This is a genomic window from Streptacidiphilus sp. MAP12-33 (assembly GCF_041261265.1).
In the GTDB taxonomy this organism is placed as follows: Bacteria; Actinomycetota; Actinomycetes; order Streptomycetales; family Streptomycetaceae; genus Streptacidiphilus.
On the sequence record NZ_JBGCCA010000032.1, the window covers coordinates 61,430 to 87,664 of the forward strand.

General features: G+C 73.4%; 30 protein-coding genes. 9 read left to right on the forward strand and 21 right to left on the reverse strand.

What is annotated here, in order from left to right; all coding sequences use genetic code 11:
• Window positions 1-80: 80 nt before the first annotated feature.
• Entirely contained in the window at window positions 81-899 is an 819-nt protein-coding gene (locus ABH931_RS28120) for a site-2 protease family protein (protein ID WP_370119043.1), read from the forward strand.
• Between the two features lie 22 nt (window positions 900-921).
• On the opposite strand, the gene ABH931_RS28125 is transcribed toward ABH931_RS28120, so the two are convergent.
• Both ABH931_RS28125 and npdG read right to left on the reverse strand, forming a co-directional pair.
• A complete protein-coding gene (locus ABH931_RS28125; protein WP_370119046.1) occupies window positions 922-1,083 on the reverse strand; it encodes a hypothetical protein in 162 nt (53 codons plus the stop codon).
• Between the two features lie 95 nt (window positions 1,084-1,178).
• Complete coding sequence (gene npdG / locus ABH931_RS28130) at window positions 1,179-1,895, reverse strand: NADPH-dependent F420 reductase (RefSeq protein ID WP_370119049.1); 717 nt, start codon at window positions 1,893-1,895, stop codon at window positions 1,179-1,181.
• Between the two features lie 47 nt (window positions 1,896-1,942).
• Between npdG and ABH931_RS28135 the strand changes: the two genes are divergently transcribed.
• Window positions 1,943-2,542 carry a hypothetical protein gene (locus ABH931_RS28135; RefSeq protein WP_370119051.1) on the forward strand — a complete coding sequence of 200 codons (600 nt, stop codon included), beginning with the start codon at window positions 1,943-1,945 and terminating at the stop codon, window positions 2,540-2,542.
• A gap of 4 nt (window positions 2,543-2,546) precedes the next feature.
• On the opposite strand, the gene ABH931_RS28140 is transcribed toward ABH931_RS28135, so the two are convergent.
• A complete protein-coding gene (locus ABH931_RS28140) occupies window positions 2,547-2,975 on the reverse strand; it encodes a hypothetical protein (RefSeq protein ID WP_370119053.1) in 429 nt (142 codons plus the stop codon).
• Window positions 2,976-3,014: 39 nt separating this feature from the next.
• On the opposite strand from ABH931_RS28140, the gene ABH931_RS28145 reads away from it, so the two are divergent.
• The gene (locus ABH931_RS28145; RefSeq protein WP_370119056.1) at window positions 3,015-4,322 is read left to right on the forward strand and encodes an MFS transporter; all 1,308 of its coding nucleotides are present in this window, start codon (window positions 3,015-3,017) and stop codon (window positions 4,320-4,322) included.
• A 53-nt stretch (window positions 4,323-4,375) separates the two neighbouring features.
• A complete protein-coding gene (locus tag ABH931_RS28150) occupies window positions 4,376-5,446 on the forward strand; it encodes a terpene synthase family protein (RefSeq protein ID WP_370119059.1) in 1,071 nt (356 codons plus the stop codon).
• A 68-nt stretch (window positions 5,447-5,514) separates the two neighbouring features.
• Here the strand turns inward: ABH931_RS28150 and ABH931_RS28155 are convergent, their stop codons facing one another.
• From ABH931_RS28155 to ABH931_RS28180, 6 genes are all read right to left on the reverse strand, one after another.
• The gene (locus tag ABH931_RS28155; protein WP_370119062.1) at window positions 5,515-6,126 is read right to left on the reverse strand and encodes a hypothetical protein; all 612 of its coding nucleotides are present in this window, start codon (window positions 6,124-6,126) and stop codon (window positions 5,515-5,517) included.
• A complete protein-coding gene (locus ABH931_RS28160; RefSeq protein WP_370119065.1) occupies window positions 6,123-7,460 on the reverse strand; it encodes a DUF58 domain-containing protein in 1,338 nt (445 codons plus the stop codon). The genes ABH931_RS28155 and ABH931_RS28160 overlap by 4 nt, the downstream gene beginning before the upstream one ends.
• A complete protein-coding gene (locus tag ABH931_RS28165) occupies window positions 7,457-8,491 on the reverse strand; it encodes an AAA family ATPase (RefSeq protein WP_370119068.1) in 1,035 nt (344 codons plus the stop codon). Before ABH931_RS28165 ends, ABH931_RS28160 begins: the two co-directional genes overlap by 4 nt.
• Before the next feature lie 40 nt (window positions 8,492-8,531).
• Window positions 8,532-9,254 (reverse strand): hypothetical protein, encoded by a 723-nt coding sequence (locus ABH931_RS28170; protein ID WP_370119071.1) that lies wholly within the window; start codon window positions 9,252-9,254, stop codon window positions 8,532-8,534.
• Window positions 9,254-10,234: a DUF4129 domain-containing protein gene (locus ABH931_RS28175; RefSeq protein ID WP_370119074.1), complete on the reverse strand. Its 981-nt coding sequence runs from the start codon at window positions 10,232-10,234 to the stop codon at window positions 9,254-9,256. Before ABH931_RS28175 ends, ABH931_RS28170 begins: the two co-directional genes overlap by 1 nt.
• A 172-nt stretch (window positions 10,235-10,406) precedes the next feature.
• A complete protein-coding gene (locus ABH931_RS28180) occupies window positions 10,407-10,598 on the reverse strand; it encodes a hypothetical protein (protein ID WP_370119077.1) in 192 nt (63 codons plus the stop codon).
• A 63-nt stretch (window positions 10,599-10,661) separates the two neighbouring features.
• Between ABH931_RS28180 and map the strand changes: the two genes are divergently transcribed.
• Complete coding sequence (gene map, locus ABH931_RS28185) at window positions 10,662-11,516, forward strand: type I methionyl aminopeptidase (RefSeq protein ID WP_370119080.1); 855 nt, start codon at window positions 10,662-10,664, stop codon at window positions 11,514-11,516.
• Between the two features lie 10 nt (window positions 11,517-11,526).
• Here map and ABH931_RS28190 read toward each other — a convergent pair whose 3' ends face one another.
• The 6 genes from ABH931_RS28190 to ABH931_RS28215 form a co-directional block, all read right to left on the reverse strand.
• Window positions 11,527-12,243 carry a bifunctional DNA primase/polymerase gene (locus ABH931_RS28190; protein WP_370119083.1) on the reverse strand — a complete coding sequence of 239 codons (717 nt, stop codon included), beginning with the start codon at window positions 12,241-12,243 and terminating at the stop codon, window positions 11,527-11,529.
• 192 nt (window positions 12,244-12,435) lie between these two features.
• The gene (locus tag ABH931_RS28195; protein WP_370119084.1) at window positions 12,436-13,011 is read right to left on the reverse strand and encodes a hypothetical protein; all 576 of its coding nucleotides are present in this window, start codon (window positions 13,009-13,011) and stop codon (window positions 12,436-12,438) included.
• A 120-nt stretch (window positions 13,012-13,131) separates the two neighbouring features.
• The gene (locus ABH931_RS28200; protein WP_370119087.1) at window positions 13,132-13,788 is read right to left on the reverse strand and encodes a response regulator; all 657 of its coding nucleotides are present in this window, start codon (window positions 13,786-13,788) and stop codon (window positions 13,132-13,134) included.
• A complete protein-coding gene (locus tag ABH931_RS28205; protein WP_370119090.1) occupies window positions 13,785-15,071 on the reverse strand; it encodes a sensor histidine kinase in 1,287 nt (428 codons plus the stop codon). The genes ABH931_RS28200 and ABH931_RS28205 overlap by 4 nt, the downstream gene beginning before the upstream one ends.
• A gap of 25 nt (window positions 15,072-15,096) precedes the next feature.
• A complete protein-coding gene (locus ABH931_RS28210; RefSeq protein WP_370119093.1) occupies window positions 15,097-15,876 on the reverse strand; it encodes an ABC transporter permease in 780 nt (259 codons plus the stop codon).
• An 18-nt stretch (window positions 15,877-15,894) separates the two neighbouring features.
• Window positions 15,895-16,677, reverse strand: coding sequence for an ABC transporter ATP-binding protein (locus tag ABH931_RS28215; protein ID WP_370119095.1), 783 nt, complete (start codon window positions 16,675-16,677; stop codon window positions 15,895-15,897).
• A 97-nt stretch (window positions 16,678-16,774) separates the two neighbouring features.
• Between ABH931_RS28215 and ABH931_RS28220 the strand changes: the two genes are divergently transcribed.
• A complete protein-coding gene (locus ABH931_RS28220; RefSeq protein ID WP_370119098.1) occupies window positions 16,775-17,560 on the forward strand; it encodes a PucR family transcriptional regulator in 786 nt (261 codons plus the stop codon).
• Between the two features lie 45 nt (window positions 17,561-17,605).
• Window positions 17,606-19,183: a phytoene desaturase family protein gene (locus tag ABH931_RS28225; protein ID WP_370119100.1), complete on the forward strand. Its 1,578-nt coding sequence runs from the start codon at window positions 17,606-17,608 to the stop codon at window positions 19,181-19,183.
• Window positions 19,184-19,194: 11 nt separating this feature from the next.
• Here ABH931_RS28225 and ABH931_RS28230 read toward each other — a convergent pair whose 3' ends face one another.
• The 4 genes from ABH931_RS28230 to ABH931_RS28245 form a co-directional block, all read right to left on the reverse strand.
• Window positions 19,195-19,863 (reverse strand): hypothetical protein, encoded by a 669-nt coding sequence (locus tag ABH931_RS28230; protein WP_370119102.1) that lies wholly within the window; start codon window positions 19,861-19,863, stop codon window positions 19,195-19,197.
• A 12-nt stretch (window positions 19,864-19,875) separates the two neighbouring features.
• Window positions 19,876-20,244, reverse strand: coding sequence for a hypothetical protein (locus ABH931_RS28235; protein ID WP_370119104.1), 369 nt, complete (start codon window positions 20,242-20,244; stop codon window positions 19,876-19,878).
• Between the two features lie 12 nt (window positions 20,245-20,256).
• The gene (locus ABH931_RS28240; protein ID WP_370119107.1) at window positions 20,257-21,699 is read right to left on the reverse strand and encodes a zinc ribbon domain-containing protein; all 1,443 of its coding nucleotides are present in this window, start codon (window positions 21,697-21,699) and stop codon (window positions 20,257-20,259) included.
• Between the two features lie 195 nt (window positions 21,700-21,894).
• Window positions 21,895-22,509 (reverse strand): TetR/AcrR family transcriptional regulator, encoded by a 615-nt coding sequence (locus tag ABH931_RS28245; RefSeq protein ID WP_370119110.1) that lies wholly within the window; start codon window positions 22,507-22,509, stop codon window positions 21,895-21,897.
• Window positions 22,510-22,614: 105 nt separating this feature from the next.
• Here ABH931_RS28245 and ABH931_RS28250 point away from each other — a divergent pair, with 105 nt between their 5' ends.
• Window positions 22,615-23,481 carry an esterase/lipase family protein gene (locus ABH931_RS28250; protein ID WP_370119113.1) on the forward strand — a complete coding sequence of 289 codons (867 nt, stop codon included), beginning with the start codon at window positions 22,615-22,617 and terminating at the stop codon, window positions 23,479-23,481.
• 23 nt (window positions 23,482-23,504) lie between these two features.
• Here the strand turns inward: ABH931_RS28250 and ABH931_RS28255 are convergent, their stop codons facing one another.
• The gene (locus ABH931_RS28255) at window positions 23,505-24,143 is read right to left on the reverse strand and encodes a TetR/AcrR family transcriptional regulator (RefSeq protein WP_370119115.1); all 639 of its coding nucleotides are present in this window, start codon (window positions 24,141-24,143) and stop codon (window positions 23,505-23,507) included.
• Between the two features lie 119 nt (window positions 24,144-24,262).
• The gene (locus ABH931_RS28260) at window positions 24,263-25,582 is read right to left on the reverse strand and encodes an FAD-dependent oxidoreductase (protein ID WP_370119118.1); all 1,320 of its coding nucleotides are present in this window, start codon (window positions 25,580-25,582) and stop codon (window positions 24,263-24,265) included.
• Between the two features lie 90 nt (window positions 25,583-25,672).
• Between ABH931_RS28260 and ABH931_RS28265 the strand changes: the two genes are divergently transcribed.
• Entirely contained in the window at window positions 25,673-26,149 is a 477-nt protein-coding gene (locus tag ABH931_RS28265; RefSeq protein WP_370119121.1) for a MarR family transcriptional regulator, read from the forward strand.
• Window positions 26,150-26,235: the final 86 nt, after the last annotated feature.

A 26,235-nucleotide genomic window follows, 5' to 3' on the forward strand; every position in this document is an offset into this window, starting at 1 on the left:
TGGCGCGCGCCGCGGCGACACGGCATCATCGGCACTCGCGTGTCCGTCCGCAGTTGTCCACGACCGGAGCCCCGTCACCCATGAGCGCGTTCTCGAGCCACTCCCATTCGCACTCGGACCGCCGGATCAGCACCGTCTTCTGGGTGCTGCTCGCGATCTTCGCAGCGACCGGGGTGATGCTCTGGGGCGGCTGGGGCAACGCCCGGCTGGGCGTCTTCCTGTTCGTCTGCGCGGGCTGGCTGATCTCGCTCTGCCTGCACGAGTTCGCGCACGCCCGCGCCGCCCTGCACGGCGGGGACATCAGCGTCGGCGCCAAGGGCTATCTGACGCTGAATCCGCTGAAGTACACGCACCCGATCTACAGCTTCGTCCTGCCGCTGGTCTTCATCATCCTCGGCGGCATCGCGCTCCCGGGCGGCGCGGTCTTCATCGAGCGCGGGCGCATCCGCAGCAAGGCGAAGAACGCCCTGATCTCGGCGGCGGGCCCGGCGACCAACGCGGCCCTCGCACTGGTCCTGATGGTGGTCCTGGCCACGGTCGCGCCGTCGTTCGACGGCACGTACCGGACGTCGCACCTGGAGTTCTACTCGGCGCTCGGCTACCTGGCGCTGCTCCAGGTGATGGCCACGATCCTGAACCTCGTGCCGATGCCGGGCCTGGACGGCTACGGGATCATCGAGCCCTGGATCTCCTACGAGACCCGCCGCTCACTGGCGAACATCGCGCCCTACGGCATGATGATCGTCGTCCTGCTGCTGTGGAACCGCACCATCAACAACTGGTTCTTCGGCAACCTGGTCTTCCCGATCCTGGGCTGGTTCCACGCCGACGTGTACGCCGCCTACGGCAACCAGCTGTTCCACTTCTTCAGCTTCGGCTTCTCCGGCTTCGGCAACTGACGACTCGCGCCCCTCGCGCCGCTCAGACGCGGGCGCGGCGCCACTGGACCCAGCCCACGTTGCTGGCGACGCCCGCGAGCAGCACGAAGGCCAGGCCCACCCAGAACTGCGCCAGGACCGACACGACCGCCGCGGCGAGCGCCAGGACGGCGAGGGCGAAGGCGAACAGGGCGAAGCGGGGCATCGGGATCTCCGAGGGACAGCGAGCAGAACGGGCCGGACAGGGACCATTCTCCCTCTCCGGCCCGTGCTCCCCCGACCGGGGGTGCGCGCCGAGGCTCAGACGTCGGTGATGCGCAGGCCCGCGTGGGCCTTGTAGCGGCGGTTGACCGAGATCAGGTTCGCCACCAGCGACTCGACCTGGTGGGCGTTGCGCAGGCGGCCGGCGAAGACGCCGCGCATGCCGGGGATGCGGTTGGCCAGGGCCTGGACGGTGTCCGTCGCGGCCCGCTCCTCCCCCAGCACCAGGACGTCGATGTCGATCTCCTCGACCTCGCGGTCCTCCAGCAGCACCGCCGAGAGGTGGTGGAAGGCGGCCGTGACGCGGGAGTCCGGCAGCAGGGCGGCGGCCTGCTGCGCGGCGCTGCCCTCCTCGGGCTTGAGCGCGTAGGCGCCCTGCTTGTCGAAGCCGAGCGGGTTGACGCAGTCGACGACGATCTTGCCGGCGAGCTCGCCGCGCAGCGAGGTCAGCAGCTCGCCGTGGCCCTCCCACGGGACGGCGACGATCACGATGTCCGCGCGGGCGGCGGTCGCGGCGTTGTCCGCGCCCTCGACGCCCAGGCCCAGCTCGGCGGCGGCCGCAGCGGCGCGCTCGGCACTGCGCGAACCGATGACCACCTGCTGGCCGGCCTTGGCGAGCCGGTAGGCCAGACCGCGGCCCTGCGGGCCGGTGCCGCCCAGGACGCCGACCACCAGGCCGGAGACGTCGGGCAGGTCGAAGGGCGTGCGGGCGGTCGCGGCGGGGGCGCCGGCCGACGCTGCATCAGGTGTACTCATGGCCAGATCCTCCCATCCTCGCCGCGCGGTGCGGGAGCATGGCATCCATGGATGCGGTGAGGGTCACAATGCTGCGGGAGCTACTGGCGGACACCCCCTGGATCGCGCGCACCCGCGGCTTCGCCGGGACGCTGCGGGACGTGGCCCGTCCCGGCGGCCTGCTGCTGGTCGGCACCGAGGCCGAGGAGCCCTGGCACCTGGCGGCGCACCTCGCCGACGAGGCCGCCTTCGCGGACCTGCCGGGGCTCTCCCCCGTGCTGGTCCGCCACCGCGTCCCGCCGGACGCGCCGCCGCACCTGTCCGTGTCGCTGGCCCGCCTGGAGGCGGCGCGGCGGGGCGAGACCGTCTTCGTGGTCGCGCCCGAGGCGGCGGGCGAGGGTCTGCTGGAGCGGGTGCACGACGCGCGCCGGGTGGGCGCGACGGTGCTCGCCCTGGAGGCTGCCGACCCGGAGCTGCGCGGCCTGGCGCACGAGGCGCTGACCGTCGCGCCCGATCCGGGGGCGCCCTCCTTCGAGCTCGTCCAGCACCTCGTCAGCGCGGCCACGGGCGACCCCGCCTCGCCCCGCCGCACCGGCGGCGGCCTGCGGGGGCGGCTGGCCCGTCTGCTGGACCAGCTCACCGCGCCGCCCCCGCCGCTGGGCTGGTGACCTCTCACCGCGCGCTGCCGAGGTTCCGGTCGGCGTCGGCGCCCTCGAGCAGCAGGGTGGTCTCCTCGATCCGGCGGAAGCGTCCGTCGGGCGCGAACTCCCCGAAGAGGTAGACCTCCATGCGGACGGTGGACCCGTCGGTCGCGCGGACCGCCTCCAGCAGGGCGGCCTGCTGCGCCGCGACCCCGACCCCGCCGACGCCCGGGCGACCCTGCTCGAACTCACCCCCGCCGGCGCGGAAGCGGTGGGCGTCACCCGGGACCGTCTGGCCGACCGGATCGAGGCCTCCCTGGCCGGCTGGCCCCGCGAGGACGCCCGGACCCTCGCCCTCCTGCTGCGCCGCTTCGTCACCGAGGGCCCCTTTGCCGACCGTGCACCGGGTGCCGACCGTGCGCCGGGCGAGGCGCCGCCCGGCTAATTCGCTTGCCTTCACCCCCGCCCCAGGGAAGCGTGACCTGGTGTGAAGCTCGGCATGGACCTCTCCCCCTGGCGCGGATCGCGCGACTTCCGGCTGCTGTGGAGCGCCGGCGCGGTCACGCTGTTCGGCAGCTTCCTGACGATGGTCGCGCTCCCGCTGGAGCTGAAGGCGCTGACCGGTTCCACGCTCGCCGTGGGCGCCGTGGGCGCCGTCGAGCTGGTGCCGCTGGTGCTCTGCGGCCTGTGGGGCGGGGCGCTCGCGGACGCCTGGGACCGGCGGCGGATCGTGCTGTGGACCGAGGCGGTCCAGGGTCTGTGCACCCTCGGGCTGGTCGTCGACGCGCTGCTGCCGCACCCGGCGGTCTGGCCGCTCTACCTGGTCGCCGCGTTCAGCTCCGCCGCCGGGGCGCTCCAGCGGCCCTCCATCGACGCGCTCACCCCGCAGTTGGTGGCCCACGACCAGCAGACGGCGGCCGCCGCCCTCAGCTCGCTGCGGTGGAACGTGGGCGCGATCGCCGGACCGGCGCTGGCGGGACTGATCGCCACCACCGCCGGGATCGCCGTCGCCTTCGAGGTGGACCTGGCGACCTTCGTCGTCTCGGTGCTGCTGCTGGCGCGGCTGCGGCCGGTGCCGCCGGCGCCGGACGCCGAACGGGCCTCGCTCGGCTCGGTGGTGACGGGCCTTCGGTACGCGCGCGGCCGACCGGACCTGCTCGGCAGCTACGCGGTCGACATCGCCGCGATGCTCTTCGCGATGCCGGTCGCGATCTTCCCGTTCCTCGCCGACCGACTGCACGCCTCCTGGGCGCTGGGCCTGATGTACGCCTCCTTCGCGATCGGCTCGCTGCTGGTCTCGCTGACCAGCGCCTGGGCCGCGCGGGTCCACCGGTACGGCCGCTGGATCGTGGCGGCGGCCGCCTGCTGGGGAGCCGCGATCGCCGGGGCCGGGCTGCTGGGCGACGTGTGGGCGGTCCTCGCCTGCCTCGTCCTCGCCGGGGCCGCCGACATGGTGAGCGGGCTGTTCCGGGCCTCCCTGTGGAACGGCACGATCCCGGACGAGCTGCGCGGGCGGCTCGCCGGAGTGGAACTGCTCAGCTACTCCGTCGGACCGCAGCTGGCCTCCGTCCGCGCCGGATGGACGGCCGCCGCGACGGGGGTGCGCACGTCCGTATGGGCGGGCGGGCTCGCGTGCGTCGTCGGGGTCGGCGCGCTGGCGCTGGCCCTGCCGGGGCTGTGGCGGTTCGACTCCCGCACCGACCCGCACGCGCTCGCCCTGGCCGCCCGGCGGGCCGCCGCGGCCGGACACACGGGTGGCCGTACCCCGCGTGCCGTCGACCCGCACCCGTCGTTGGCTGAACAGTGACCGTCCGGGGCTGAGCCGCCGGACGCAGCCGACGCACGCGCGGGAGGTTCCGGATGAGGCAGGCCGCCACGACCCCGCGACGCGGGCCGGGCACCGACGGCCAGGAGGAGCAGCCACTGGTGCTGGACCTGGCCCTGCCGCACGGGCGCCTGCGGGCGGCCCGCACCCACACCGACACGGACACGGTCCGTGCGGCGCACGACGCGTGGTTCCGCGACGCCCTCACCGGCCTGCGACTGCCCGGCGCGGAACGGCTGTTCGGGCCCTGCGAGGGCGTCAGCCTGATGTGCGGGGTGCTGCCGGGGGCCGACGCGGCGAAGCTGGTGGGGATCTGCGTGGCCGCGTCCGCGCTGTTCCTGCTCGACGACGTCGCGGACGACGAGGCCGGGGAACGGGCCAGGGCCGCCGACTACCTGGCCGTGCTGCGGGGCGAGCGCAGCGAGAGCAGCGATCCGGCCGGCTCCGCGCCGCTGCGGCTGCTCGCGCGGACGCTGACGCGGGCCCGCGAGGGCGTTCCCGACCGGCTGTGGGCCCGGTTCGTGGCGGGCTTCTCCGAGGTCATCGCGGCCGGGGCGGGCAAGGAGCGGACCGCACGCGAGGCGCTGGGCGGCTACGACGCCTACCTGGCCGCCCGCTACGCGGACTCCGCCTTCGACTTGGTCGGTGTCGCCATCGAACACGGCCTGGGTCTGCCGGACCTGACGCGGCTCCAGGCGTCGGCGGACGCCACCGCCTGGGCGGAGCTGCACCGGGCCTGCTTCGTGCACACGATCCTGGTCAACGACCTGCTGTCGTTCCGCAAGGAGTACTTCGCGGGCGAGCCGATGAACGCCCTGGCCGTGCTGCGCGACGCCGAGGGGCTCACCCTCCAGGAGGCCGCCGACACGGTCTGCGCCCGGATCGCCGCCGCCGAGGAGAACTTCCATGCCGCCGCCGGCACCCTGCGTGCGGACGGCGCCCCGGCGACGGACACCTACCTGACGGCCTGGGAGCTGATGCTCAGCGGCAACCTGGTCTGGTCACTGGCCTGCCCCCGCTACCACGGCGACGCCGCCGCCCTCCCGGAGGGCGGCACGCTCCCGACGCGCATGGCACTGCACCGGGACCGCACCGTCTTCGGCTGAGTGCCCCGCGCCCTGCGCCTCTGAGCCGCTGCGCCACTGCGCCACTGCGCCACTGCGCCGGCCTCGGCTCAGCGGCCGCGGCGCCGCCGCACGGACAGCGCCAGTCCCGCGCCCACCACGAGGACCAGCACCCCCGCCGTCGCGCGTGCCCAGGAGTCGGCGGTGGCGACGGAGACCGTGGCCCCCGTCAGCACCAGGCCCGTGGCCGCGACCGCGGTGGCCAGCCCGGGCCAGTCGCGCAGCTGCGCCGCCCCGGGCGGACCGCCGGCGGCCGCGTCGACGAAGAGCAGGTAGGCCAGGAGCAGCGCGGCGTCGCAGGCCATCATCCAGACCGGCGGGGCGCCGAGCGCCACGGCCACCACGAAACCGACCGCCAGCACGGTGTTGCGGTGCCGGGACAGCTGACTGGCCCAGCGCGGGTCGCCGGTGACGGGACGGGCCACCACCGGCGGCGCCGTGAACCAGGCCACGGCCCCCATCAGGATCAGCACGATCAGCCGGACGACGACCGCCCCGAGCACCCAGGAGGCGTGGACGAGGTTGACCGGGTCCGCGGCGGCGACGGCCATCGCGACACCCAGACCACGCGCGGCGAACACCTCGGACTCCCACCGCGCGAAGTCCGCGGCAGCCTCCGGGGCCGCTCCCGTCTCGTCGCGGCTCATCGACTGCACGCTCATCGCAGCCTCCCTTGGATCCGGGTGCGCATCAGCGGCGCGAAGGTGAGGTCGAGGGTGCCACCCTCCCAGGGGGCGACCGGGATGCCCTTCTCGGTCAGGCTGAACCGCAGGGCCTCGCGGTCGAGCCGCCACAGCCGCAGCGCCAGCGCCTCGGTCACCTCGCCGCTGCCGACCCGCGGGTCACCGATCGGGATCTCCACGACCACGACCGGGTTGCCGCGCTCCGCGAGCCCGCCCAGCACGCCCATCATGCGGTTGTCCGCGAGCGGGGTGACCGCGTGGACCAGCGCGCCGTGCGGCAGCGCGGGCGGAGGGAGCCGGTTCAGGTCGGGGGTCTGGTACGCGAGGTCGCGCCGCACGTCCAGGACGGTCTGCACGACCCGGTAGAAGTACTGGTCCCCGTGACCCGGCTGGAGCCAGTGCAGCCGACCGCCGACGGAGACCACGCCGACCCGGTCGTGGCTGCGCAGGTAGGCACGGACGATCCCGGCGGCGACGCGCAGCGACTCGTCCAGGCTGGACGCGCCGGTGTTCGGGTCGCGCAGGTCGGCGAAGGCGTCCAGGAGCACCACCACGTCGGCGGCGCGCTCGGAGGCGAACTGCTGGAGCTGGATGGCGCCGCCGCGCCGGCTGGTGGCGGCCCAGTTGATGCGGCGCTGCCGCTCGCCCCACACGAACGGGCGGGTGCCCACGACCTCGACGCCCTCGCCCTGCTGACGCGAGGTGTGCTCGCCGAGGTTGCCGGGCAACCGCACCGGCACGGGGGTGAGCCCGCCCTCGGCGGGGTTCGGGAAGACCTCGACCTGGCCGAGCTCGACGCGCAGCGTGCGGCGCAGCAGCCCGCCCCGGTCGTGGATGTCGACGTCCACCGTGCCCAGCGACCAGCGGCCCCAACGGCGGGCGACGAAGCCGAGGGTGAGCTGCGCGCCGTGCGACTCGACGGAGACCAGCTCGCACCCGGCCCCGACGACGACGCCCGGGTCGAGCCACTCGGCGGACCCCGGGAAGGCGACCCGGAACCACGCGGTGACCGGCTCGCCCTCGAAGACCCGCAGGCTCGACTGGTAGGACTGCCCACCGGCCGCGACCGGCTCGCCCTCGACCCGGTGCGGGCTCAGCGCGGCGAGCAGCAGCAGGCAGAGCGGACCGGCGGCCAGCGCGAGCAGCCACGGCTGGTCGGTGACGAGCGCGATCGCCACCGCGGTGACGACGACCGACAGCAGCCGCACCGCGCGTTCGGTCAGCCGGACGCCCCGCTCCGGGGTGCCCGGGATCTCCTCGTGCTCGGTGCCCTGCGGCTGCCCGCCGAGCACCCGGTCCAGCGCGTGGATCATGCGCCAACCGGATTCGGCACCGGGGCGGTGTGCTGGGCGGTGTGCGGGGCGGTCCGCGGGGTGGTCTGCGGGGTCGGCACGCTCTGCACCACGCCGGCGATCACGTCGTCCGCGGAGATCCGACGCACCCACAGCTCCGGCTTCAGGGTGATCCGGTGGGCCAGCGCCGGGAGCGCGACGGCCTTCACGTCCTCGGGGATCACGTAGTCGCGGCCGGCCATCACGGCCCGGGCGCGGGCCAGCTGCACCAGCGCGAGACCGCCGCGCGGCGAGGCGCCGACCTGGATCTGGGCGTGCCGGCGGGTGGCGTCGATCAGCGCGACGACGTAGTCGACCAGGTCCGTGTTGACCTCGACGCGCTCCAGCGCGGCGCGCATGGCCAGCACCTCGCCGGGGTTGCTGAGCCTGTCGAGCACCGCCTCCGGGGTGCTGCGGTCCAGACGGCGGCGGAGCATCGCCGCCTCGTCGGCCACGGGCAGGTAGCCCATCCGCACCCGCAGCAGGAATCGGTCGAGCTGGGCCTCGGGCAGCGCGTAGGTGCCCTCGTACTCGATCGGGTTGTCGGTGGCGATGACGACGAACGGCTTGGGCAGCTCGCGGGTGACGCCGTCGATGGAGACCTGCGCCTCGGCCATCGCCTCCAGCAGGGCCGCCTGGGTCTTCGGGGGCGTGCGGTTGATCTCGTCGGCCAGCAGCAGGTTGGCGAAGACCGGGCCGGGCCGGAAGACCATCTCGCCGGTGCGCTGGTCGTAGAAGGGCGCGCCGGTCACGTCGGAGGGCAGCAGGTCCGGCGTGAACTGGATCCGGCGGAAGTCCAGGCCCAGCACGGTCGAGAAGGACCGGGCGAGCAGCGTCTTGCCGAGACCCGGCAGGTCCTCGATCAGCACGTGGCCGCCGGCGAGCACGCCGAGCATCACCAGCTCCAGCGCGGAGCGCTTGCCGACGACGGCGCGCTCGATCTCGTCGAGCACCGCGTGGGCGCGCACCCCCGCCTGCTGCGGGGTCAACTGGTCCGTTACGGAGGCGGTCACGGTGCTCCTCGAAGGCGTTGCGGTGCTGATGGTCGGATCGTCAGAGGGTTTCCAGGCGGGCCACCAGCGCTTCGAGCAGCGCGGGCGGCAGCGGCCTCGGGTCCGGGATGTCGTGGTAGCCGGCCTGCCGCGCCTGGCGGATCGCGGTCGGCGTGCGGGGCTGCATCGGGTCGAGCAGGGGCCACAGCTGCGGGCCGACGATCGCCGCGGCGCGCGCGGGCTGAGCGCGCAGCGAGACGCCGTGACGCTCCGCCAGCCGCACCTCGTAGAGCCGCAGCAGCAGCGGGTACAGGTGCAGGGCGTAGCCCTCCGGGGTGCGGGCCGCGTCCCCGAGGGCCGCGTCCCAGTAGCGCAGGGTCGGCTCGCGGGTCCCGACGAGCCGGCTGCGGCGCCGGAAGCCGGAGTCCATCACACCGGCGCCCGCGATCCACCGCGCGACCCACGCCCCGGCGGCGACGATCGCGACCACGCCGACGGACAGCCCGGCGACCCCGCCGACGGCCCACAGCGCGGCCAGGCAGACCAGCGCGAAGCCGCCGAGTGCCAGCAGCGGCAGCCGGTCCGGCCCGAGCAGGCCGGAACGCGGCGCCGGGGTGCGCGCCGCCGAGGCGTCGCGGTGCAGGCCGGCGTCGTAGCCGGGGAACGCGGAAGGGTGGTGGGGCGGCTGTGCCTGCGGCGACGTCAGCGAGCCGGGCGCGGGCGGCGGCTCCGGCGCCGCTTCGAGAGGACCGATCGCGCCATGGTGCGGGTGGGGAGTCGTCATCAGATCTCGATCTCCTCGGTCACGCCGAGGCCGGCCGCGGTGGGCGCAGTGGCGGCGGCGAGGTGGCGGCCGATGTCCTCCAGCGCCGCACGGGCCTGGTCGCGCTGGTGCTCGCCCATCGGGTGGGTGGAGTACCGCGCCTCGGTGAACAGCTCGGTCAGGGTCCGCGCCGCGCCCCCCAGGACCAGTTCGGCCTGGACGGCGCGATGCAGCAGCTCGGTCGGGGTGTCCGCCTTCCGGCGGCTGATGCCGCCGTGGTCCAGGGAGCGCTCCATCGCCGCGTAGCAGGCGATGATCGCGGTGCGCGGATCGGCGTCGTCGGTGAGCGCCGCACGCCCCGCCAAGACGGCCTCGGCCAGCGCCTCCTCGGTGCCGTCGCCGTCGATCCCGCCGTCGACGACTCCGTCGCTGTCCGTGGTCACTCGCCGACGGGCCATCAGCCAGCGCACGACGAGCACGACCAGGACGATCAGCACGACGACGCCGACGAGAATCACGAAGCCGGTGAGCAGGGCCTTGAAGTCGATGGACGACCCTGCCGCCGGGGGGGTCGACGACGGCGGGTCCGCCGGGTACTGGCTGGGCGGGACGGTCCCGGTGGTCACCCTGGGCGCGGCGACACCCTGGGGCGGCGAGTAGGGGATCTGGGTGCTGCGGGTACCGAGGATCGCCAGCCCGACGAAGGTGGCCACGGCCATGACTGTGAAGGCCGGCACGATCAGCGAGGAGACGCGCGCCTGCGCGGGTGTCTCCTCCCGCATCACGTCCTGACTGCGGCGCGCGCGCAGCGCGAGCGGCAGGGCGAGGACGACGACGCCCAGGGCCAGCAGCACCCATCGCGCCTTCTCCGGCCCGTCCCCGGCCAGCGCGGTTCCGCTCCCCGCCTTCATCGCGACGGCGGCCAACCCCAGCACGAGCGCCGCGCCGAGGGCGGCGGCGACGCGCACGCCGACGCGCGAAAAGTCCCTGCCACGTGCCACCGGCGTTCCCCCACAGTGCGAGTTGCGTGGTGACACCCTGCCACAGGCACTGTGACCCCGTCAGGGGGGTGCCCGCCTTGTGGCACTTCGTGCACACCTTTTCGCTCGACATCCAGTCGCACCGCCCCGCGCGCCGAAGGCGCGTCAGGGGCGGGGCTCTGAGGTGCTGCACCTACTGCCAGCGCGGGTCGGTGTCCCACTCGTCGTTGCGGGAGGCCACGCGTTCCAGCGCGTGGGACGCGGCCTCCGCCGTCTCGTACGGGCCGAGGCGGTTGCGGGCCGGGCACTCCGGGCCCTCCTCGACCTTGCGGTGCTTCAGGCACCAGAACCACTCGCCCGGCTTCCCCGTCGGCTGCTTCGCCATATCCGCTCCCGTCACACTCGGCGTCCCGCATCGGAGGTGTACCCGCTGACTAGGATGACCACCATGGCACCCGCACCTCTCGTCCCTGGGACGCTCTCCCCGACCCGCGCCGTGCCGGCGCACATCCCGCGCCCGGAGTACGTGGGCCGCAAGGCCCCCCGGCCCTACGACGGGCCGGAGGTGCAGACCGCCGAGACGATCGAGAAGATGCGGATCGCCGGACGCGTCGCCGCGCAGGCGATGGACGCCGCGGCCGCCGCGATCGAGCCGGGCGTGACCACGGACGAGCTGGACCGGATCGCGCACGCGTACATGTGCGACCACGACGCCTACCCCTCGGACCTCGGCTACCGGGGCTTCCCGAAGTCCATCTGCACCTCGGTCAACGAGGTGATCTGCCACGGCATCCCGGATTCGACCGTGCTGCGCGACGGCGACATCGTCAACCTCGACGTCACCGCCTTCATCCACGGCGTGCACGGCGACCTCAACGCCACCTACCTCGTCGGCGACGTGGACGAGGAGTCCGAGCTGCTGGTCGAGCGCACCCGGGAGGCGACCCGCCGCGGCATCGCGGCGGTGAAGCCGGGGCGGCAGATCAACGTGATCGGGCGGGTGATCGAGTCCTACGCCAAGCGCTTCGGCTACGGCGTCGTGCGCGACTTCACCGGCCACGGGATCAACACGTCGTTCCACTCCGGGCTGATCATCCCGCACTACGACAGCGAGTTCGCCACCACGGTGATGCAGCCGGGCATGACCTTCACCATCGAGCCGATGCTGACGCTGGGCGACTACCACCACGACATCTGGCCGGACGGCTGGACGGTCGTGACGAAGGACCGCAAGCGCACCGCGCAGTTCGAGCACACGCTCGTCGTCACCGAGGACGGCTCGGAGATCCTCACCCTCCCCTAGGGAGAGGGGCTCAGCGGATCAGCCACTGCTCACCGAGCGCCGGCGCACCGACCTCGGCGCAGGCGTCGGTGAGCACGTCCAGCAGGCGCAGCGGGTCCGGGAGCGGGTGGTCGGGGCCGCGGACCCAGGTGACCTCGGAGCCGCCGGCGAGGCGTGAGGGGGGCAGCAGCACGTAGCTGCCGCGGGTGTGCCAGCGCAGGCCGGGGTGCTCGTCCGCGTCCTGGTCGGGGTGGGAGTCGAGCTCGGAGGTCCACCACTCGTCCTCGTCGAGGGGCGAGCGGGTGGTGGTGAAGAAGAACCAGCGGTCCTCGCCGAGCGCGACGACCGGTCCGGCGGCGATGCCGGCCTCGGCGAGGCGCTCCAGTGCGAGCCGGCCGGCCTCCGTCGGGACGTCGAGGACGTCGTGGACGCGGCCGGTCGGGGTGATCGCGTTGGCGTCCGGGTCACGGCTGAGCCAACGGGTGATCTGGTCGAAGTCGGTGGTGGCCTGGGACTGCCAGGCGAAGGAGAGCGGGTGCTGCGCGGGGGCCGGACAGCCGACCCGGTCGCAGGAACAGGTGAAGTCGACCGCGTGCGCGGCCGGGGCCACGGGGAAGCCCGCGCGTGCGGCGTCCAGCACGACGCGCAGGCGCCTGGCCCGCTCGGCGGCGACGTCCGCCTCGTCGGGGCGTCCGCCCAGCCGGAGCCACCTACGCCACCACGCGTCGACCTTGCCCGCGGATTCCACTGGTGCCCCTTTCACGCCCACGCGCCCGGGGTCACCGGGACGCGTACAGAGCAGGATACGGCCGCGGGGGTGGTGCTGTGTGCCAGGGGTGATTTCTGGGACGGTCCGGTGAGGGTTCCGTGCCGACCCGGAGCCCGAACGTCCGAGGGCCCGGCACGCGGTCGCGTGCCGGCCCTTGGGCCTTCGGGCCGGTCAGCTGGTGACCATCTGGGTCAGCTGGCCCACGCTCGGGACCTGGTCGGTCACGGTGGCACCGTTCGCGGCGCCGGCGCCCTTGATGCTGTTCGTCACATTGGTGAACTGGTTGAAGTCCGCGTCCGTCGCGCTGCCGTTCTTGATCTTGCTCGGCAGGTTCTTCAGGCTGTCGACGGCGCTGGAGAGCGCGTCGGTCGCCTTGGACAGGGTCGGGTCGCCCTTGGCGTCGGCCAGCGCGGCCTTGGCGCGGTTGTAGGTGAAGCCCGCCGCCAGCGCGCCCTTGATCAGGGCGGTGGTGCGCCCCTTGGCGCCGCTCTTGAAGGTGCCCGCCTTGAAGGGCTTGTAGATCCACTGGTAGGTCGCGCCCGCGGCCAGACCGGCGTTGAGGACGAACTTGGTCTTGGCCAGCTTGACCCGGTCCGCGCTGCTCGTGGCACTCGCGGTCGCCGCGACACCTGCACCGCTGACACTGTTGCTGGTCTTGCTGGACGAGCAGGCGGGCAGCACCAGCAGCGTGCCGGCCATCGCGACGGCGACGGCCGAGGTACGGACGCGGGCGGTGGAAACTGACACGGGGGCCTCCGGGTGGTTCGGACACGTCTGAGGACCCACGCTCACACGCCCGCTCCCGCGCCGCGACCGAGCACACGCCGAACGGGTGAGGTTCCACCCGTTGGGCCGCAGACCTCGGGATCAGGCCCCGAGGTGGCGCAGCACCGCCAGCACCCGGCGGTGGTCGGCGGCGGAGACCGGCAGGTCCAGCTTGAGGAAGATGTTGGCGACGTGCTTCTCCACCGCCCGCTCGGTGACCACCAGCTGTGCGGCGATCGCCGCGTTGGAGCGGCCCTGCGCCATCAGGCCCAGCACCTCGCGCTCGCGCGGGCTCAGCCCGTCGATCGTGCCGCGGGCCGGGCTCGCGCCGACCAGCTGGGTGACCACCTCCGGGTCCAGCGCGGTGCCGCCCGCCGCGACGCGCTCCAGCGCGTCGACGAAGTCCCGGGTGTCCAGGACGCGTTCCTTGAGCAGGTAGCCGACCCCGGCCGAGCCTCCCGCCAGCAGGCGGGAGGCGTACTGGGTCTCCACGTACTGCGAGAAGATCAGCACCGGCAGTCCGGGACGCCGCGCGCGCAGCTCGATCACCGCCCGCAGGCCCTCGTCGGTGTGCGAGGGCGGCATCCGCACGTCGCTGACCACCGCGTCCGGGGCGTGCTCGGCGGCGGCCGCCAGCAGCTGGACACCGTCGGCCACGGCAGCGACGACCTCGTGGCCCTCGTCCTCCAGCAACTGCACCAGCCCGACCCGCAGGATCGCGGTGTCCTCGGCGACGACGACGCGCATGGGTGTGCTCAACGCCTTTCCGGTGATTCGAGTTCGACGGTGACGGTGGTGGGCCCGCCGAGGGGGCTGTCGAGGGTCAGCCGGCCGTCGGCGACGCGGACCCGCTCGGCGAGCCCGCGCAGCCCGGAGCCCGCTCCGGCCAGCGTCGCGCCGCCGCGCCCGTCGTCGGTGACGAGCAGCCGCAGCCGTCCCTCCGACTCGAGCACGGCGATGGCGGCCTGCCGCGCCTCCGCGTGCTTGGCCGCGTTGGCGAGCAGTTCGGCGGCGGCGAAGTAGAGCATCGTCTCCACGGCGGCCTGCGGCCGCTCCCCGACCGCGACCCGGACGGTCGTGGGCAGCGGCGCCCGCGCCGCCAGGGTGGTGAGCGCGGCCTCCAGGCCCGCGTCGAGCGCGGGCGGGTGGATGCCGCGGACCAGCTCACGCAGCTCCTGCACGATCTCGCGGGTCTCCGCCCTCGCCTCGGCGATCAGCTCGACGGCCTTGTCCGCGTCGCCCTTGAGCAGCCGCGACTCCGCGCGGCCCAGCCGCATGCCGAGGGCGATGATCCGCGCCTGGGCGCCGTCGTGCAGGTCGCGCTCGATCCGGCGCAGCGTGGCCGCCGCCTGCGTGATGGCCAGCTCGCGGGTCTCCTCCAGCAGCGCGAGGCGCCGCTGCGCGGCGGAGGGGCCGAGCAGACGCACCATCAGCCACCGGTCCAGCAGCAACGGCAGCCGCTGCACCCACGGCCAGGCGAGCAGGACCAGCGCGCCGAAGGCCACCAGGATCAGCGAGCGGGCCCAGGTGTCGAACCGGAACCCGGCGAGCCCCAGCCCCGGGTCGCCCCCGCCCTTGTGCGTGGCGGTGTCCACCTGGAGCCGCCACATCAGCGGGTAGAGCAGGAAGAGCAGGCTGTAGAGCCACCAGCCGAAACCCAGCAGGAACTGCACCAGTCCGAGCGGGAAGCGGATCGCCAGGTAGCCGACGGCCCGCCAGGAGGAGACGTCGACGAGGTTGCGGGCCAGCCAGTCGCCGACACCGCGCCCCCGGGGCGGACGCGGCGGGACCTCGATCTCCAGCCCGAGCAGCGAGCGGGCCAGCCCCCGGTACGCGGCGGCCAGCCCCCGGTCCACGGCCAGCAGCAGGGGCAGCAGCGGCAGCAGGACCACTCCGGCGGACAGGACCCCCAGCACACAGGTGGCCAGCACCGCGACCAGCCCGAGCAGCGCGAACGGCGCGCTCAGCAACGAGTACACCAGCTCCCGCCAGGCGCGCGCCGAGAACGGCTCCCGCAGCGCGCGCCTGATCGTCCGGGACATGGGCACAGTCTCGCTCATCCGGTGATCACACGTCACGCTTCTCCAGCGAGAGGTGCGCGGCCGCGTAGGCGACGGCCGTCCAGGCGAGGAGGATCAGCAGACCCTGGAGCGGACTGTAGACCGAGGACGAGCCGTGTCCGCTGCCGAGCATCACGTTGGCGGACGCCGGCAGGGCCTGGGCCACGTGCTGCCCGACGGAGCCGGGCAGCAGCTGGGAGACGGCCGGGAGGACGAACTGGAGCGCCAGGATCGTCGCGACCGCTCCGGCGGTGTGCCGGACCAGCGCACCGACGCTGAGCGCGAGTACGCCGGTGAGCGCGAGGTAGACCCCGAAACCGAGGACGGCCCGCACACTGGCCACCGACCCGAGGGCGATGGTCGCGTGCGCACTCACCAGCGCCGATCCGACCAGGAGCGACGGGATCGCGATCAGCACCCCGAAGGCGAACAGCACCCCCGCGAAGACCGCCGCCTTGGCGGCGAGCACCGGCGTGCGGCGTGGCGTCGCGAGCACGGTGGAACGGATGGTCCCGGTGGAGAACTCCGAGGCGAGCAGCAGCACCCCGAGCACACACGCGGCGACCTGCGCCCACTGCGCGCCCGGTTGCAGCACCAGCCCGAGGGTGTCGGTGCGGAACTGCTCGCGGGTGGCCGGGTCCATCGTGTTCCAGCCGCCGACGAGCAGGGCCGGGACGAGCGCGTTGAACCCGAGCCCGAGCACGGTCAGCGCCCCGAGGCACCACCAGGTGGAGCGGAGGGAGGCGAACTTGGTCCGCTCGCCGCGCAGGAGGTGAGTCATCGACATGTCGATCTGTCCCTTCGCTCAGGCAGCCGTGTACTGGGCGCTGTCCGAGGTGAGGCGCAGGAAGGCCTCCTCCAGCAGCGCGGGACGCGCGACGGCGGGGGTGGCGGCGTAGACCTCGGGATCGGTGTGCCGCTCGATGAACTCGGCGGTGGAGCAGTCGGCGAGGAGCCGGCCCCGGCCGATGACCAGCAGGTGGTCGGCGGTCAACGCCATCTCGTTCATCAGGTGCGAGGAGATCAGCACGGTGCGCCCCTCGGCGGCGAGACGCCTGGCGAGGGTGCGCACCCACAGGATGCCCTCGGGGTCGAGCCCGTTGACCGGCTCGTCGAGCACGACCACACGCGGGTCGCCCAGCAGGGCGGCGGCGATGCCGAGGCGCTGGCCCATCCCCAGCGAGAACCCGCCCGCCCGGCGGTCGGCGGCCTCGGCGAGCCCGACCTGGGCGAGCACGTGCTCGACGCGGGCGTCGGGGAGTCCGGCGGACCGCGCGAGCGCGAGCAGATGGTTGCGCGCGGAGCGCCCGGGGTGGAACGAGCGGGCTTCGAGCAGCGCGCCCACGGTCGCCAGGGGCGCCTCCAACTCGGCGTAGGGGCGCCCGAAGACGAGCGCCTCCCCGCTGTCGGGGCGCTCCAGCCCCAGCAGCAGGCGCAGGGTGGTCGACTTCCCTGCCCCGTTCGGCCCCAGAAAGCCGGTGACCCGACCGGGCACGACCTGGAACGAGACATCGTCGACGACGGTCCGCCCGCCGTAACGACGGGTCAGACCACGGGCTTCGAGAGCTGGGGCATCGGTTGTCCGCATGCCTCCACGGTTTCGCGAACTGGGTGTCGGGAGACATGGCGCTGCCACGTGTTCCCGAAGGTCGTGCTGGCACCACCTTCGGGGCGCGCCCCTCAGCGTGCTGCCAGGTCCCGTTCTGCCAGGACCACGGGATCGGCGCCCAGCCGGGAGTGGTGGCGGCTGTACCCGAAGTACACCGCTGGGCCTGCCCGGCCGGCGGCCGCTTGCGCTGCTCGGCTTCGCACCGGTTGCTCCCGCCTCACCGGCCGAGACGCCCGCCGACGACCTGCTGGTCCGCCTCGCCGCCGCATCCGCGCGGCACTGGCCGGCCGTCCACGCGGAGGCGTCGGTCGCCACCGTCGGCCGCACCGTCTACGTGCTGCTGCCACTGGACGAGGGGGTGGCCGCGTTCGCGACGGCCCGCCGCCTCGGCGAGCAGGCCGCGGCCGTACTGGACCGCAGCGTGGAGACGCCGCTGCGTGCGGCCTGCTCCCGGATCGCCACCGGCCCGGAGGAACTCCCCGACCTGCGCGCCGAGGTCGACGACGTGCTGCGGGTGACCACCGCCGACCCGCAGGCGCCCGCCTTCGCGACGCTGCGCGACACGCACGCCCGGGTTCTGCTCGCGCACGTCGGCGACGAGCTGGCCCGCCGCCCTCGCCTGCGTCACCCCGGCATCGAGGCGATGCTGGAGCACGACCGGGCCAGGGGCACCGCCTTCGCCGCGTCCGTCACCGCCTGGCTCGACGCGATCGGCAACATCGGCGACGCGGCCGCGCGCCTGACGATCCACCCCAACACGCTCAAGTACCGGCTCCGGCGCGCCGGCGAGCTCTTCGGCGTCGACCTGGACCACCCCGACGACCGGCTCTCCTGCTGGCTCCAGCTGCGCCTGCCGCGCTGAACGCGCTCTTCCGCACCGCACCGGGCTGCTGGTAGGACGGTGCGCATGAGCGCCGTTTCGGATGCGTATGACGCCGTCGTCGTGGGCGGCGGCCACAACGGGCTGGTCGCCGCCGCCTACCTGGCCCGCGCCGGACGGCGCGTCGCCGTGCTGGAACGCCAGGACCACGCGGGCGGCGCGGCCGTCTCCGCACGCGTCTTCCCGGGCGTGGACGCCCGGCTGTCGCGGTACTCGTACCTGGTCAGCCTGCTGCCCAGGAAGATCGTCTCCGATCTCGGTCTCGGGCTGGACCTGCGACGCCGCCGCTACTCCTCCTACACCCCCTACGACGTGGGCGGCGACGGCAGGGGCCTGCTGGTCGACAACGGCGACGCGGCCGCGACCGCGGCCGGCTTCCGGGCGCTGACCGGTGGCGACCGCGAGTTCGCCGCCTGGCAGGAGTTCTACGACCGCACGCGGCGCGTGGCCGAGGCGGTCTTCCCGACCCTGACCGAACCCCTGCCGGACCGCGCGCGGCTGCGCAAGCTCGTCACGGACGCCGCGGGCGAGGAGACCTGGCAGGCCCTGTTCGACCGCCCGATCGGCGAGGCCGTCGAGGCGGCCTTCGACGACGACCTGGTGCGCGGCGTCGTCCTGACCGACGCGCTGATCGGCACGTTCGCCCGGGCGCACGACCCCTCCCTGCGGCAGAACGCCTGCTTCCTCTACCACGTGATCGGCAACGGGACCGGGGACTGGGACGTCCCGGTCGGCGGGATGGGCGCCGTCTCCGGCGCACTGGAAGGGGCGGCGCGCGCGGCCGGGGCGGAGATCCTGACCGGCTGCGAGGTGACCTCCGTCCGGGCGGACGGGCGCGCGGCGGAGGTCTCGTTCCGCGACGCCGCCACCGGCACGGAGCGAACCGTGGGCGCGCGGTGGGTGCTGTGCAACGCCTCCCCGCGCGAACTCGCCCGGCTGGTCGGGGACGCGAGCGCGACGGAGCCGGTCGAGGGCGCCCAGCTGAAGGTCAACATGCTGCTGACCCGGCTGCCGCGCCTGCGCGACCGCTCCGTCGACCCGCGCGCCGCCTTCGCGGGCACCTTCCACATCGCGGAGGGCTACCGGGAGTTGGAGACCGCCTACACGCAGGCGGCGGGCGGGGAGCTGCCGGGCCCGGCGCCCTCGGAGATCTACTGCCACTCGCTGACCGACCCGAGCATCCTCTCCCCCGAGCTGCGCGAGCGCGGCTACCAGACGCTCACCCTCTTCGGCCTGCACCAGCCCGCGCGCCTTTTCCCCGCCCACGACCGCGACTCCGCGCTCCGCGCGGTCCTCGCGCCGCTCCAGGCCGTCCTGGACGAACCCCTGACCGACGTCCTGGCGCGCGACGCGGACGGCCGGCCGTGCATCGAGGCGCGCACGCCCCTGGACCTGGACACCGGCCTCGGCCTGCCGGGCGGCAACATCTTCCACCGTCCGCTGGTCTTCCCGTTCGCGGAGGCCGCGGAGCCCTCGGCCGGGCGGTGGGGCGCCGGCACGCCCTACGCCGCCAACCTCCTGCTCTGCGGCGCGGGAGCGCCGCGCGGCGGCGGCGTCAGCGGCATCCCGGGCCACAACGCGGCGATGGCGGCGCTGGGGCGGTGACGAGCTGCCGGCTAGTGGACGTCGGCCGCCACGATCAGGCCGCCCTGGACGGTGTAGGTGCCGGTGTACTGCTGCGTCGAGCCGTCGGTCTGCGTGGAGGTGATGACCACGTCGGCGAGGGTGGGATCGGCCGGGTCGTCGGTGACCTGCAGGTCGACGTGCGCGGTGCCGGCGAAGCCGGACTGCCACCGGCTGTAGGAGGTGCCGGCGAAGTTGTCGGCGCCCAGTTGCCAGGCGGCCTGGTAGTCACCCGCGTTGAGGTCGTCGTAGTACTGCTGCACCACTGCGGCCGGATCCCCGGACGAAGGCGTGTCCGTCGTGGCGGGGTCAGTGGGCCCTGGGTCAGTGGGCCCGGGATCGGTGGGCCCTGGGTCAGTGGGCCCTGGATCGGTCGGTGGCGGGGGTTCGGGTGAGGGCACCACGGACGACGCGGCCGACTGCTGTCCCGGTGAGGAGGTGAGCAGGTAGGTCGCGCCGGCGCCGCCGGCGAACGCCAGCACGGTGACCACCGCGACCAGCCAGACCGGCAGGATCGTGGGACCTACCCGCACGAAGCCGGGCGGGACCGGCACGCCGGGCCGCGCGGGCGCGAACTGCTCCGGACCGCGCGGGTGTCCGCACCGCACGCAGAAGCGCGTGCCGACGTCGAAGGGTGCGCCGCAGTTCGCGCAGGTTGCCATGTGCGTCCCCCCTCACAGACCGCGGACGGCCTGCTCGATCGCCGCGACCAGACCCGCCAACCGGGTGAACCCCTCGACCGCCGAGCCCAGCCCGGTGACTAGGCGGCGGACCCGGCCGAGCCTCGGCTGCTCGGTGCCGAGCTCGGCGTCTGCTGCGTCGACCTCCTCGATCAGCGCCTCCCGCTCCGCATGGTCCGACCGGCCCAGTTCCGCCGCCAGTTGGGCGAGCAGGGTGCGGACCTCCTGCACCGTCGGCCGGGGCGCGTCCGCCCGCACCGGGCCCTCCTGGTGCACCTCGGCCGAGCTGCCCCGCCCGCTTGCCACGGCGTTGCCCCAGACCTGGGAACCGCCCTGGGCGTTGATTCCGCTGTTTCCCTCCATGCCGACTCCCTGTCAGATCTTGTCGCGGACACCGATGGCGGCCTCCTTGACCGTGTCCTTGACCGCCTCCCGGATGGACCCGCTCGTGGCCCGCGAACTCTCGCCCGAGGCAACCGAGTTGCCCTGCACGCTCGCACCGCCGGTGGCGATGATCCCGTTGTTGACGATCGTGCGCTGGTTGCGCACCAGGTCGCCCACGTCGACGCCGTGCTCCTGGGCGAACTCCACCAGGGCGTCCAGAGAGCGCCGTTCGCACACCTTGAGCACCACACCGCTGTCGTACTTCTGGAAGTAGCGGTGGTACTGGGCGTCGGAGGCCTGCTGGCGGATGCCCACCCGGGCGCCGTAGTCGAAGACCCGCAGCAACCGGATGCGCCGGTCCTGCCGCCGCAACCGTCGACGCAGCAGGAACTCCGACAGGAACCACGCCGTGGCACGGAACGGGGCGGCGGCCAGTGCGAGCGGGGTGGCTGCCAGGGACTCCACGAGGTGCTCCACGCACTCGCGGAAGGTCGGGGTGGGCATCAGCGTGTCGATCACCCGGTACTGCTCGCGCAGCGGGCAGAGCACCGTGTGCACACCCTCCACGAGCAGGCTGGAGTCCGAGCGGGCGAACCGGATGAAGTAGGAGGTGACCAGGTCGCCCCGCCAACCGGTCGCGTGCACAGCGAGGTAGACCCTGGCGCGGTCCTCCGGTTCGCGCTTGAGCCGGTCCACCAGCTCCCGGGAGACGGAGGCGACCGGCCGGCCGAACGGGTCGGGCAGGAAGCGCGGGTCGTCGGCGACCGCGTCGCCGTCCACGAACAGCCGCTCCTCCAGTTGCAGGCCGGGCAGGGACAGCTCCGCGAGCCGCCGGGCCACGTGCGCGTACAGCTCCTGGACGTCGAAGGTGGTGGGCTGCTCGCCGAACTCGCCCGTCCGCTTCAGATCCAGCGAGAACGACCAGGAGTCGGACTGCTCGCCGTGGCCCATGAAGGGCGAGTAGCCGCTGTAGACGGTGGTGTTACCGCCCGTGTACCTGGCCACCCCCGCGATCCGCTCCTCCACCGCCGGATTGGGGATCACCGGCGCCCGCTCCGGGCGGAAACGCTGCGGACGCAGGCTCTGGAGGTGCCGCCCGTAGCGCGTGGACATCTCGAAGCCGAAGACCGTCACCCAGGAGCCCAGCAGCACCACGAGCTCCAGCCCGGCCGGTGCCCCCGCGAAGAGGAAGACCAGGAGCAACACCGCCTCGACGGCCAGCAGCACGTCGCGCTGGTGGCGGCGGATCACCGCGTAGTAGGCGTGCCGCAGCACGACCGGGACGTCGCAGGCGGGCGCCGGGGCGACGCCGAGGTGCGGTTCGGACGCGACGTCCTCGACCAGCGAGGCGGCGAACTCCCGGTTCAGGTAGGCGGCCGCGCACAGGTAGCGGGTGAGGTCCCGGTCCTCGCCCTCCCGCGGTCCGGCCGGCACGCCCAGCGCCGCACCGCACCCGCCGCAGTACAGTCCCGAAGGCGCCGCGGTCCTCCCGCACGCCGCGCACGTCACCGTCGACACGTCCGTCCACGCCCCCGCCCCTGCACTCGAGCTGCCGCCAACCAGTCGAACATTGAACTGAGTTGATGGCGCGTCATCAAGTTGTACCGGTATCAAGATGTTATTCGGCCATCACTGTGGCCGACCGACTCCCGCCCGCACCACCCGGTAGAAGCAGGCGAGCGCCTCCCGCAGCGGCGCGGTGTCCGACGAGGCCGACTCCACCAGCCAGTCCGCGATCAGGTCGAACATCCCGCCGATCAGCCCCCTCGCCGCCACCCGCGGGTCGACGCCCGGCGCCGGGGTGACGCCGCCCGCGTCCCAGACACGCAGCACGAACCCCGCCGCCCAGCGGCGGTTCTCACGGCGGGCGCGTTCCAAGGCCGGGGAGACGGCCATGCCGTGACCGAAGGCCACCTGCGCGACCCGCGGGTCACCGACCAGGGCGTCGGCGAAGGCGTCGACGAGGACGGTCTCGTCCGCGTCCTCCGCCAGGCAGGCGTCCATCCGGGCCTCGGTGCGCTCGGTGATCTCGCCCAGCAGGGCGAGATAGCACGCCTCACGGCTGTCGAAGGTCTCGTAGAACCCCTTCGTCCCCACGAACGCGTGCTGGCACAACTGCTCGATGGGCGTGGCCGCATAGCCCTGGGAAGCAAACAACTCCAGCGCCGAGTCCAACAGCTGGCGCCGACGTAGCGCCTTCCGTTGCTCCGCGTCCATGCCCCGTATCCGCCGGCCATCAGTCATGGCATCGATCATGACGCACCATCAGTTCATGTGACAAGAAGTCTTGTTGGAAACAAGAAGCCGTGCTGTCATGTCAGCAGCCACCCACCCCTCCTGGAGGCACCGATGCGCCGATCCCTGGGCAAGGCCCTGTTCGCCGCCGGCACCGGACTGCTGCTGCTCGTCACCGGCGCGGGCGCGGCCCGCGCGGCCGGGCCGAGCTCCGGTTTCGACGAATGGTCCTGCCGCCCCTCGGCCGCGCACCCCGAGCCTGTCCTGCTGCTGCACGGCCTCGGCGGCAACGGCCCCGGCAACTTCGCCACCCTCGGGCCGGAGCTGGCACTCGCGGGCTACTGCGTCTACGCGCCCACCTACGGCGAAGCCGTCCTGGGAGTACCCGTGGGCGGGCTGGCGCCCATCGAACAGTCCTCGCACGAGATCGCCGCCGACATCGACCAGGTGCTCGCCGCGACCGGCGCCGCCAAGGTGGACCTGGTCGGCCACTCCGAGGGCGCGTTCCAGTCCCTCTACGTGCCGAAGTTCCTGCCCGGCTACGCCGCGAAGATCGCCAAGGTGGTCGCCATCGCACCGCCGACCCACGGCACCACCTTCGCCGGCCTGATCACCGTCGCCGACGACCTCGGCATCCGCTCGCAGGTCGACGACGTGCTGAAGACAGCCGGCTGTGCCGCCTGCACCGAGCTCACCACGAGCGGCACACTGATCGGGCCGCTGAACACCGGGCCGATCGCGCAGCCGGGCATCGACTACACCGTCATCGCCTCGCGCACCGACGAACTGGTGACGCCCTACGGCACCGAGTTCGTCGACGAGCCGGGCGTGCACAACGTGACCGTCCAGGACACCTGCTGGCTCGACCCGGTCGGCCACATCGGCCTCGCCTACGACTCCGGCGTAGCGATCATGGTCAGCAACGCACTCGACCCGGCCCACCCGCTGCCCGTGCTCTGCGCGCTCGGGCCGATCATCTGAGGCGCGGTCAGCCGTGCGGGCGCTCAGCCAGCGTAGCGGGCCCCGCGCAGCCTCGGCTCCAGGCCGATCCAGATCACCGACATCAGGCGGCGGGCGGACTCCTCCGCTGCCTCCGGGCCGGTGTCGAGGACCCAGCCCGCCAGGGCATCGGCCGCGCCCGTGATGATGGCGGCCATCGCCGCGGCCTCACCGCGGTCCCGGCGGGCGTCCGAGGCGCTGCGCGGGCCGGGCAGGTCGTCGCCGGCCTCGCGCACGGCGCGGCGCAGCAGCGCGGTCACCGCGCCGGAGACCTCGGCCCGAGCGGCGGCCACCTCCGCCACCACGGGCTCGCCCTGGGCACGCGCCTGCTGGTAGAGGACGATCCAGCTGTCGCGGTGCTCGGCCACGAAGGCGAAGAACGCCGTCAGACCGCGGAACAGCTGATCCCCCGGCTCCAGCGACGGGTCGGCCGCCTCGGCGAAGCGGGCGATCAGACGGTCGGCCTCGCGGCGGATGCACGCCGCGAACAGCTCTTCCTTCGACCCGAGGTAGAGGTAGAGCATCGGCTTGGAGACTTCGCACTCCTCGGCGATCTCGTCCATCGACGCGGCGTGATAGCCGGACCGGGAGAAGACTTTCACGGCGGCGTCCAGCATCTGCTGTTCGCGCTGTGCTCGCGGCACGCGCTTCGCCTTCACAGGGGCCTCGTCCCGAGCTTCCGATCGCACGCTGTCGAGTCTAAGTGCTGGCGGCGTCGTTCCACGCCAGTCCGTTCACTCCGTGGTCCCCGTCCGACGAGGACTTATGCCTCACGGTAGGCGTAGAGGTCCGCGAGGAACTTCCGGCGCAGCGCCGGGACCCTGCTGGTGACGCTGAAGAAGCTGCGGGCGGCGAAGAGCGCGAGCCGTCCCGTCCCGCGGCGGTAGAGCGGGTCGTCGCCACGCGTGCCGTTGTTGTCCAGCGAGTCCGCGACGCGGGCGAAGCCGTAGGGGATCATCTCCGCCTCGTAGGTCGCGACGGCCGTGAGCAGCGGCTTCTCGCCGCGCGCGGCGGACGTCAGCTCCCGGCAGAGCAGGGCCGCGTCACGCAGCGCGGTGTTCGCGCCGACGCCCTGTCCGGGCGTCATGGTGTGCACGGCGTCGCCGAGCAGCGTGACGTTGCTGCTCTCCCACGGCTCGACCGGGACGGAGGTGGAGATCCGCAGCGGGAAGGCGGCCTCCGGGTCGGAGAGCTCGAAGAGGCGGCGCAGGTCGGGATGCCAGTTCCCGGTGGCCGCGAGCGCGGTGGCGACGAGTGCGGCCCCGCGCCGGTCGAGGGTGTCCGCCGGAAAGTGCTCGTGGGAGCTCCACACGGAGAGGTTGATGTAGTCGCGGGTGTCGTCGTACCGGAGGCCCGACCAGGCTCCCAGTCGCGCGCCGTCGGCCGGGTCCTTCGGCTTGCCCTCCGCGTCCCAGGGGAACTCCATGACGTGGAGCATGCCGATCATGCCCTTGGTGCCGAAGATCAGGGAGATGCCGTTCCGCACCTCCTCCGGCAGCAGCGCCCGGGTCTCGGGCGTGAGCGGCGTCTTCGTGGCGATGGCGGTGATGCCGGCGTCCCTGACCTCCGCGTGCGGCAGGTACTGGCGGCGGACCGCGGAGCGGGTGCCGTCGGCGGCGACCAGCACGTCGCCGGTGGCCCGCGTGCCGTCGGCGAAGAAGGCCGTGACGGTGCCGTCGGGGTGCTGCTCGTAGTGGGTGAACTCCTTGCCGTAGTGGACGACGTCGTCCATCCCGGTGAAGAGCACCTGCCGCAGCGTGGCGCGGGAGACGGAGCGCTCGGCGTCCACCGCGTCGGCGTCGTCGCGCAGTTCGAAGCTCGCGGTGCTGCGCTTCTTCTCGGTCAGCACGTTGAAGTGGCGCGGCGCGCGGGCGCAGGTCGCGACGAAGGTCTCGAAGAGCTCGGGCGGCAGGCACTCCCTCAGGGCCCGGTTGCCGGTCGGATCGATCCCGACCCGGTAGCCGTACAGACCATCCTTGCGCGAGCCGTACCGCTCGAAGACGGCGACCTCGACGCCGGCCCTCCTGAGGCCGTGGGCCAGGCACATCCCGCCGGTTCCGCCACCTATGACGAGCACGCGCATCGTCGCTTCCCTTCCCTTGAGGGTCATGTATCTTGGCTTTCAAGACATATTTATCTTGGGCTTCGAGAGTCTTGATTGTCAAGGGGAATCATGGATGCGGACCTCGTGACCACCGTCAGCGCGGAGATGCAGGCGCTACAGGCCGCGGTCGACGACTTCGACGCGGCCGCGGCCACCCTGCTCGGGATCAACCGGACGGACATGCGCTGCCTGGAGATCCTCTTCCAGCAGGAGTCGGCCACCCCCAGCACGCTCGGCCCGGCCCTCGGCCTGACCACCGGCAGCGTCACCGCGATGCTCGACCGCCTGCAGAAGCTGGGTTACCTCACCCGCTCCCCCGACCCGGCGGACCGCCGCAAGGTCACCGTGCGGATCACCGACACCGCCCGGCAGAAGGCCTGGGAGCTGTACGGACCGTTCGCCGAGGAGGGCCGGGAGCAACTGGCCGGCTACGACGAGGAGCAGCTGCGTCTCCTCGCCGGATTCCTGCGCGGTTCGCGGGAGCTGTACGAACGGCATCTGGCGCGGGTGCGCGCCCAGCACTCGGGCGGGCGGCGCGCTACGTGACCTGCGGCACTCGACGGGGGCTTGCGCGGGCGCCCGTCCGCGCCTTGACTAGCACTGCTAAGTTTTCGTCGCTTTCGTCGCAGCGC

Bases quoted from the DNA above. Each gene is read 5' to 3' on its own strand.
- ABH931_RS28120 (WP_370119043.1), top strand. From the start codon at position 81: ATGAGCGCGTTCTCGAGCCACTCCCATTCGCACTCGGACCGCCGGATC.
- ABH931_RS28125 (WP_370119046.1), bottom strand. From the start codon at position 1,083: ATGCCCCGCTTCGCCCTGTTCGCCTTCGCCCTCGCCGTCCTGGCGCTC.
- npdG (WP_370119049.1), bottom strand. From the start codon at position 1,895: ATGAGTACACCTGATGCAGCGTCGGCCGGCGCCCCCGCCGCGACCGCC.
- ABH931_RS28135 (WP_370119051.1), top strand. From the start codon at position 1,943: ATGGATGCGGTGAGGGTCACAATGCTGCGGGAGCTACTGGCGGACACC.
- ABH931_RS28145 (WP_370119056.1), top strand. From the start codon at position 3,015: ATGGACCTCTCCCCCTGGCGCGGATCGCGCGACTTCCGGCTGCTGTGG.
- ABH931_RS28150 (WP_370119059.1), top strand. From the start codon at position 4,376: ATGAGGCAGGCCGCCACGACCCCGCGACGCGGGCCGGGCACCGACGGC.
- ABH931_RS28155 (WP_370119062.1), bottom strand. From the start codon at position 6,126: ATGAGCGTGCAGTCGATGAGCCGCGACGAGACGGGAGCGGCCCCGGAG.
- ABH931_RS28160 (WP_370119065.1), bottom strand. From the start codon at position 7,460: ATGATCCACGCGCTGGACCGGGTGCTCGGCGGGCAGCCGCAGGGCACC.
- ABH931_RS28170 (WP_370119071.1), bottom strand. From the start codon at position 9,254: ATGACGACTCCCCACCCGCACCATGGCGCGATCGGTCCTCTCGAAGCG.
- ABH931_RS28180 (WP_370119077.1), bottom strand. From the start codon at position 10,598: ATGGCGAAGCAGCCGACGGGGAAGCCGGGCGAGTGGTTCTGGTGCCTG.
- map (WP_370119080.1), top strand. From the start codon at position 10,662: ATGGCACCCGCACCTCTCGTCCCTGGGACGCTCTCCCCGACCCGCGCC.
- ABH931_RS28205 (WP_370119090.1), bottom strand. From the start codon at position 15,071: ATGTCCCGGACGATCAGGCGCGCGCTGCGGGAGCCGTTCTCGGCGCGC.
- ABH931_RS28210 (WP_370119093.1), bottom strand. From the start codon at position 15,876: ATGTCGATGACTCACCTCCTGCGCGGCGAGCGGACCAAGTTCGCCTCC.
- ABH931_RS28215 (WP_370119095.1), bottom strand. From the start codon at position 16,677: ATGCGGACAACCGATGCCCCAGCTCTCGAAGCCCGTGGTCTGACCCGT.
- ABH931_RS28225 (WP_370119100.1), top strand. From the start codon at position 17,606: ATGAGCGCCGTTTCGGATGCGTATGACGCCGTCGTCGTGGGCGGCGGC.
- ABH931_RS28230 (WP_370119102.1), bottom strand. From the start codon at position 19,863: ATGGCAACCTGCGCGAACTGCGGCGCACCCTTCGACGTCGGCACGCGC.
- ABH931_RS28235 (WP_370119104.1), bottom strand. From the start codon at position 20,244: ATGGAGGGAAACAGCGGAATCAACGCCCAGGGCGGTTCCCAGGTCTGG.
- ABH931_RS28245 (WP_370119110.1), bottom strand. From the start codon at position 22,509: ATGACTGATGGCCGGCGGATACGGGGCATGGACGCGGAGCAACGGAAG.
- ABH931_RS28250 (WP_370119113.1), top strand. From the start codon at position 22,615: ATGCGCCGATCCCTGGGCAAGGCCCTGTTCGCCGCCGGCACCGGACTG.
- ABH931_RS28260 (WP_370119118.1), bottom strand. From the start codon at position 25,582: ATGCGCGTGCTCGTCATAGGTGGCGGAACCGGCGGGATGTGCCTGGCC.
- ABH931_RS28265 (WP_370119121.1), top strand. From the start codon at position 25,673: ATGGATGCGGACCTCGTGACCACCGTCAGCGCGGAGATGCAGGCGCTA.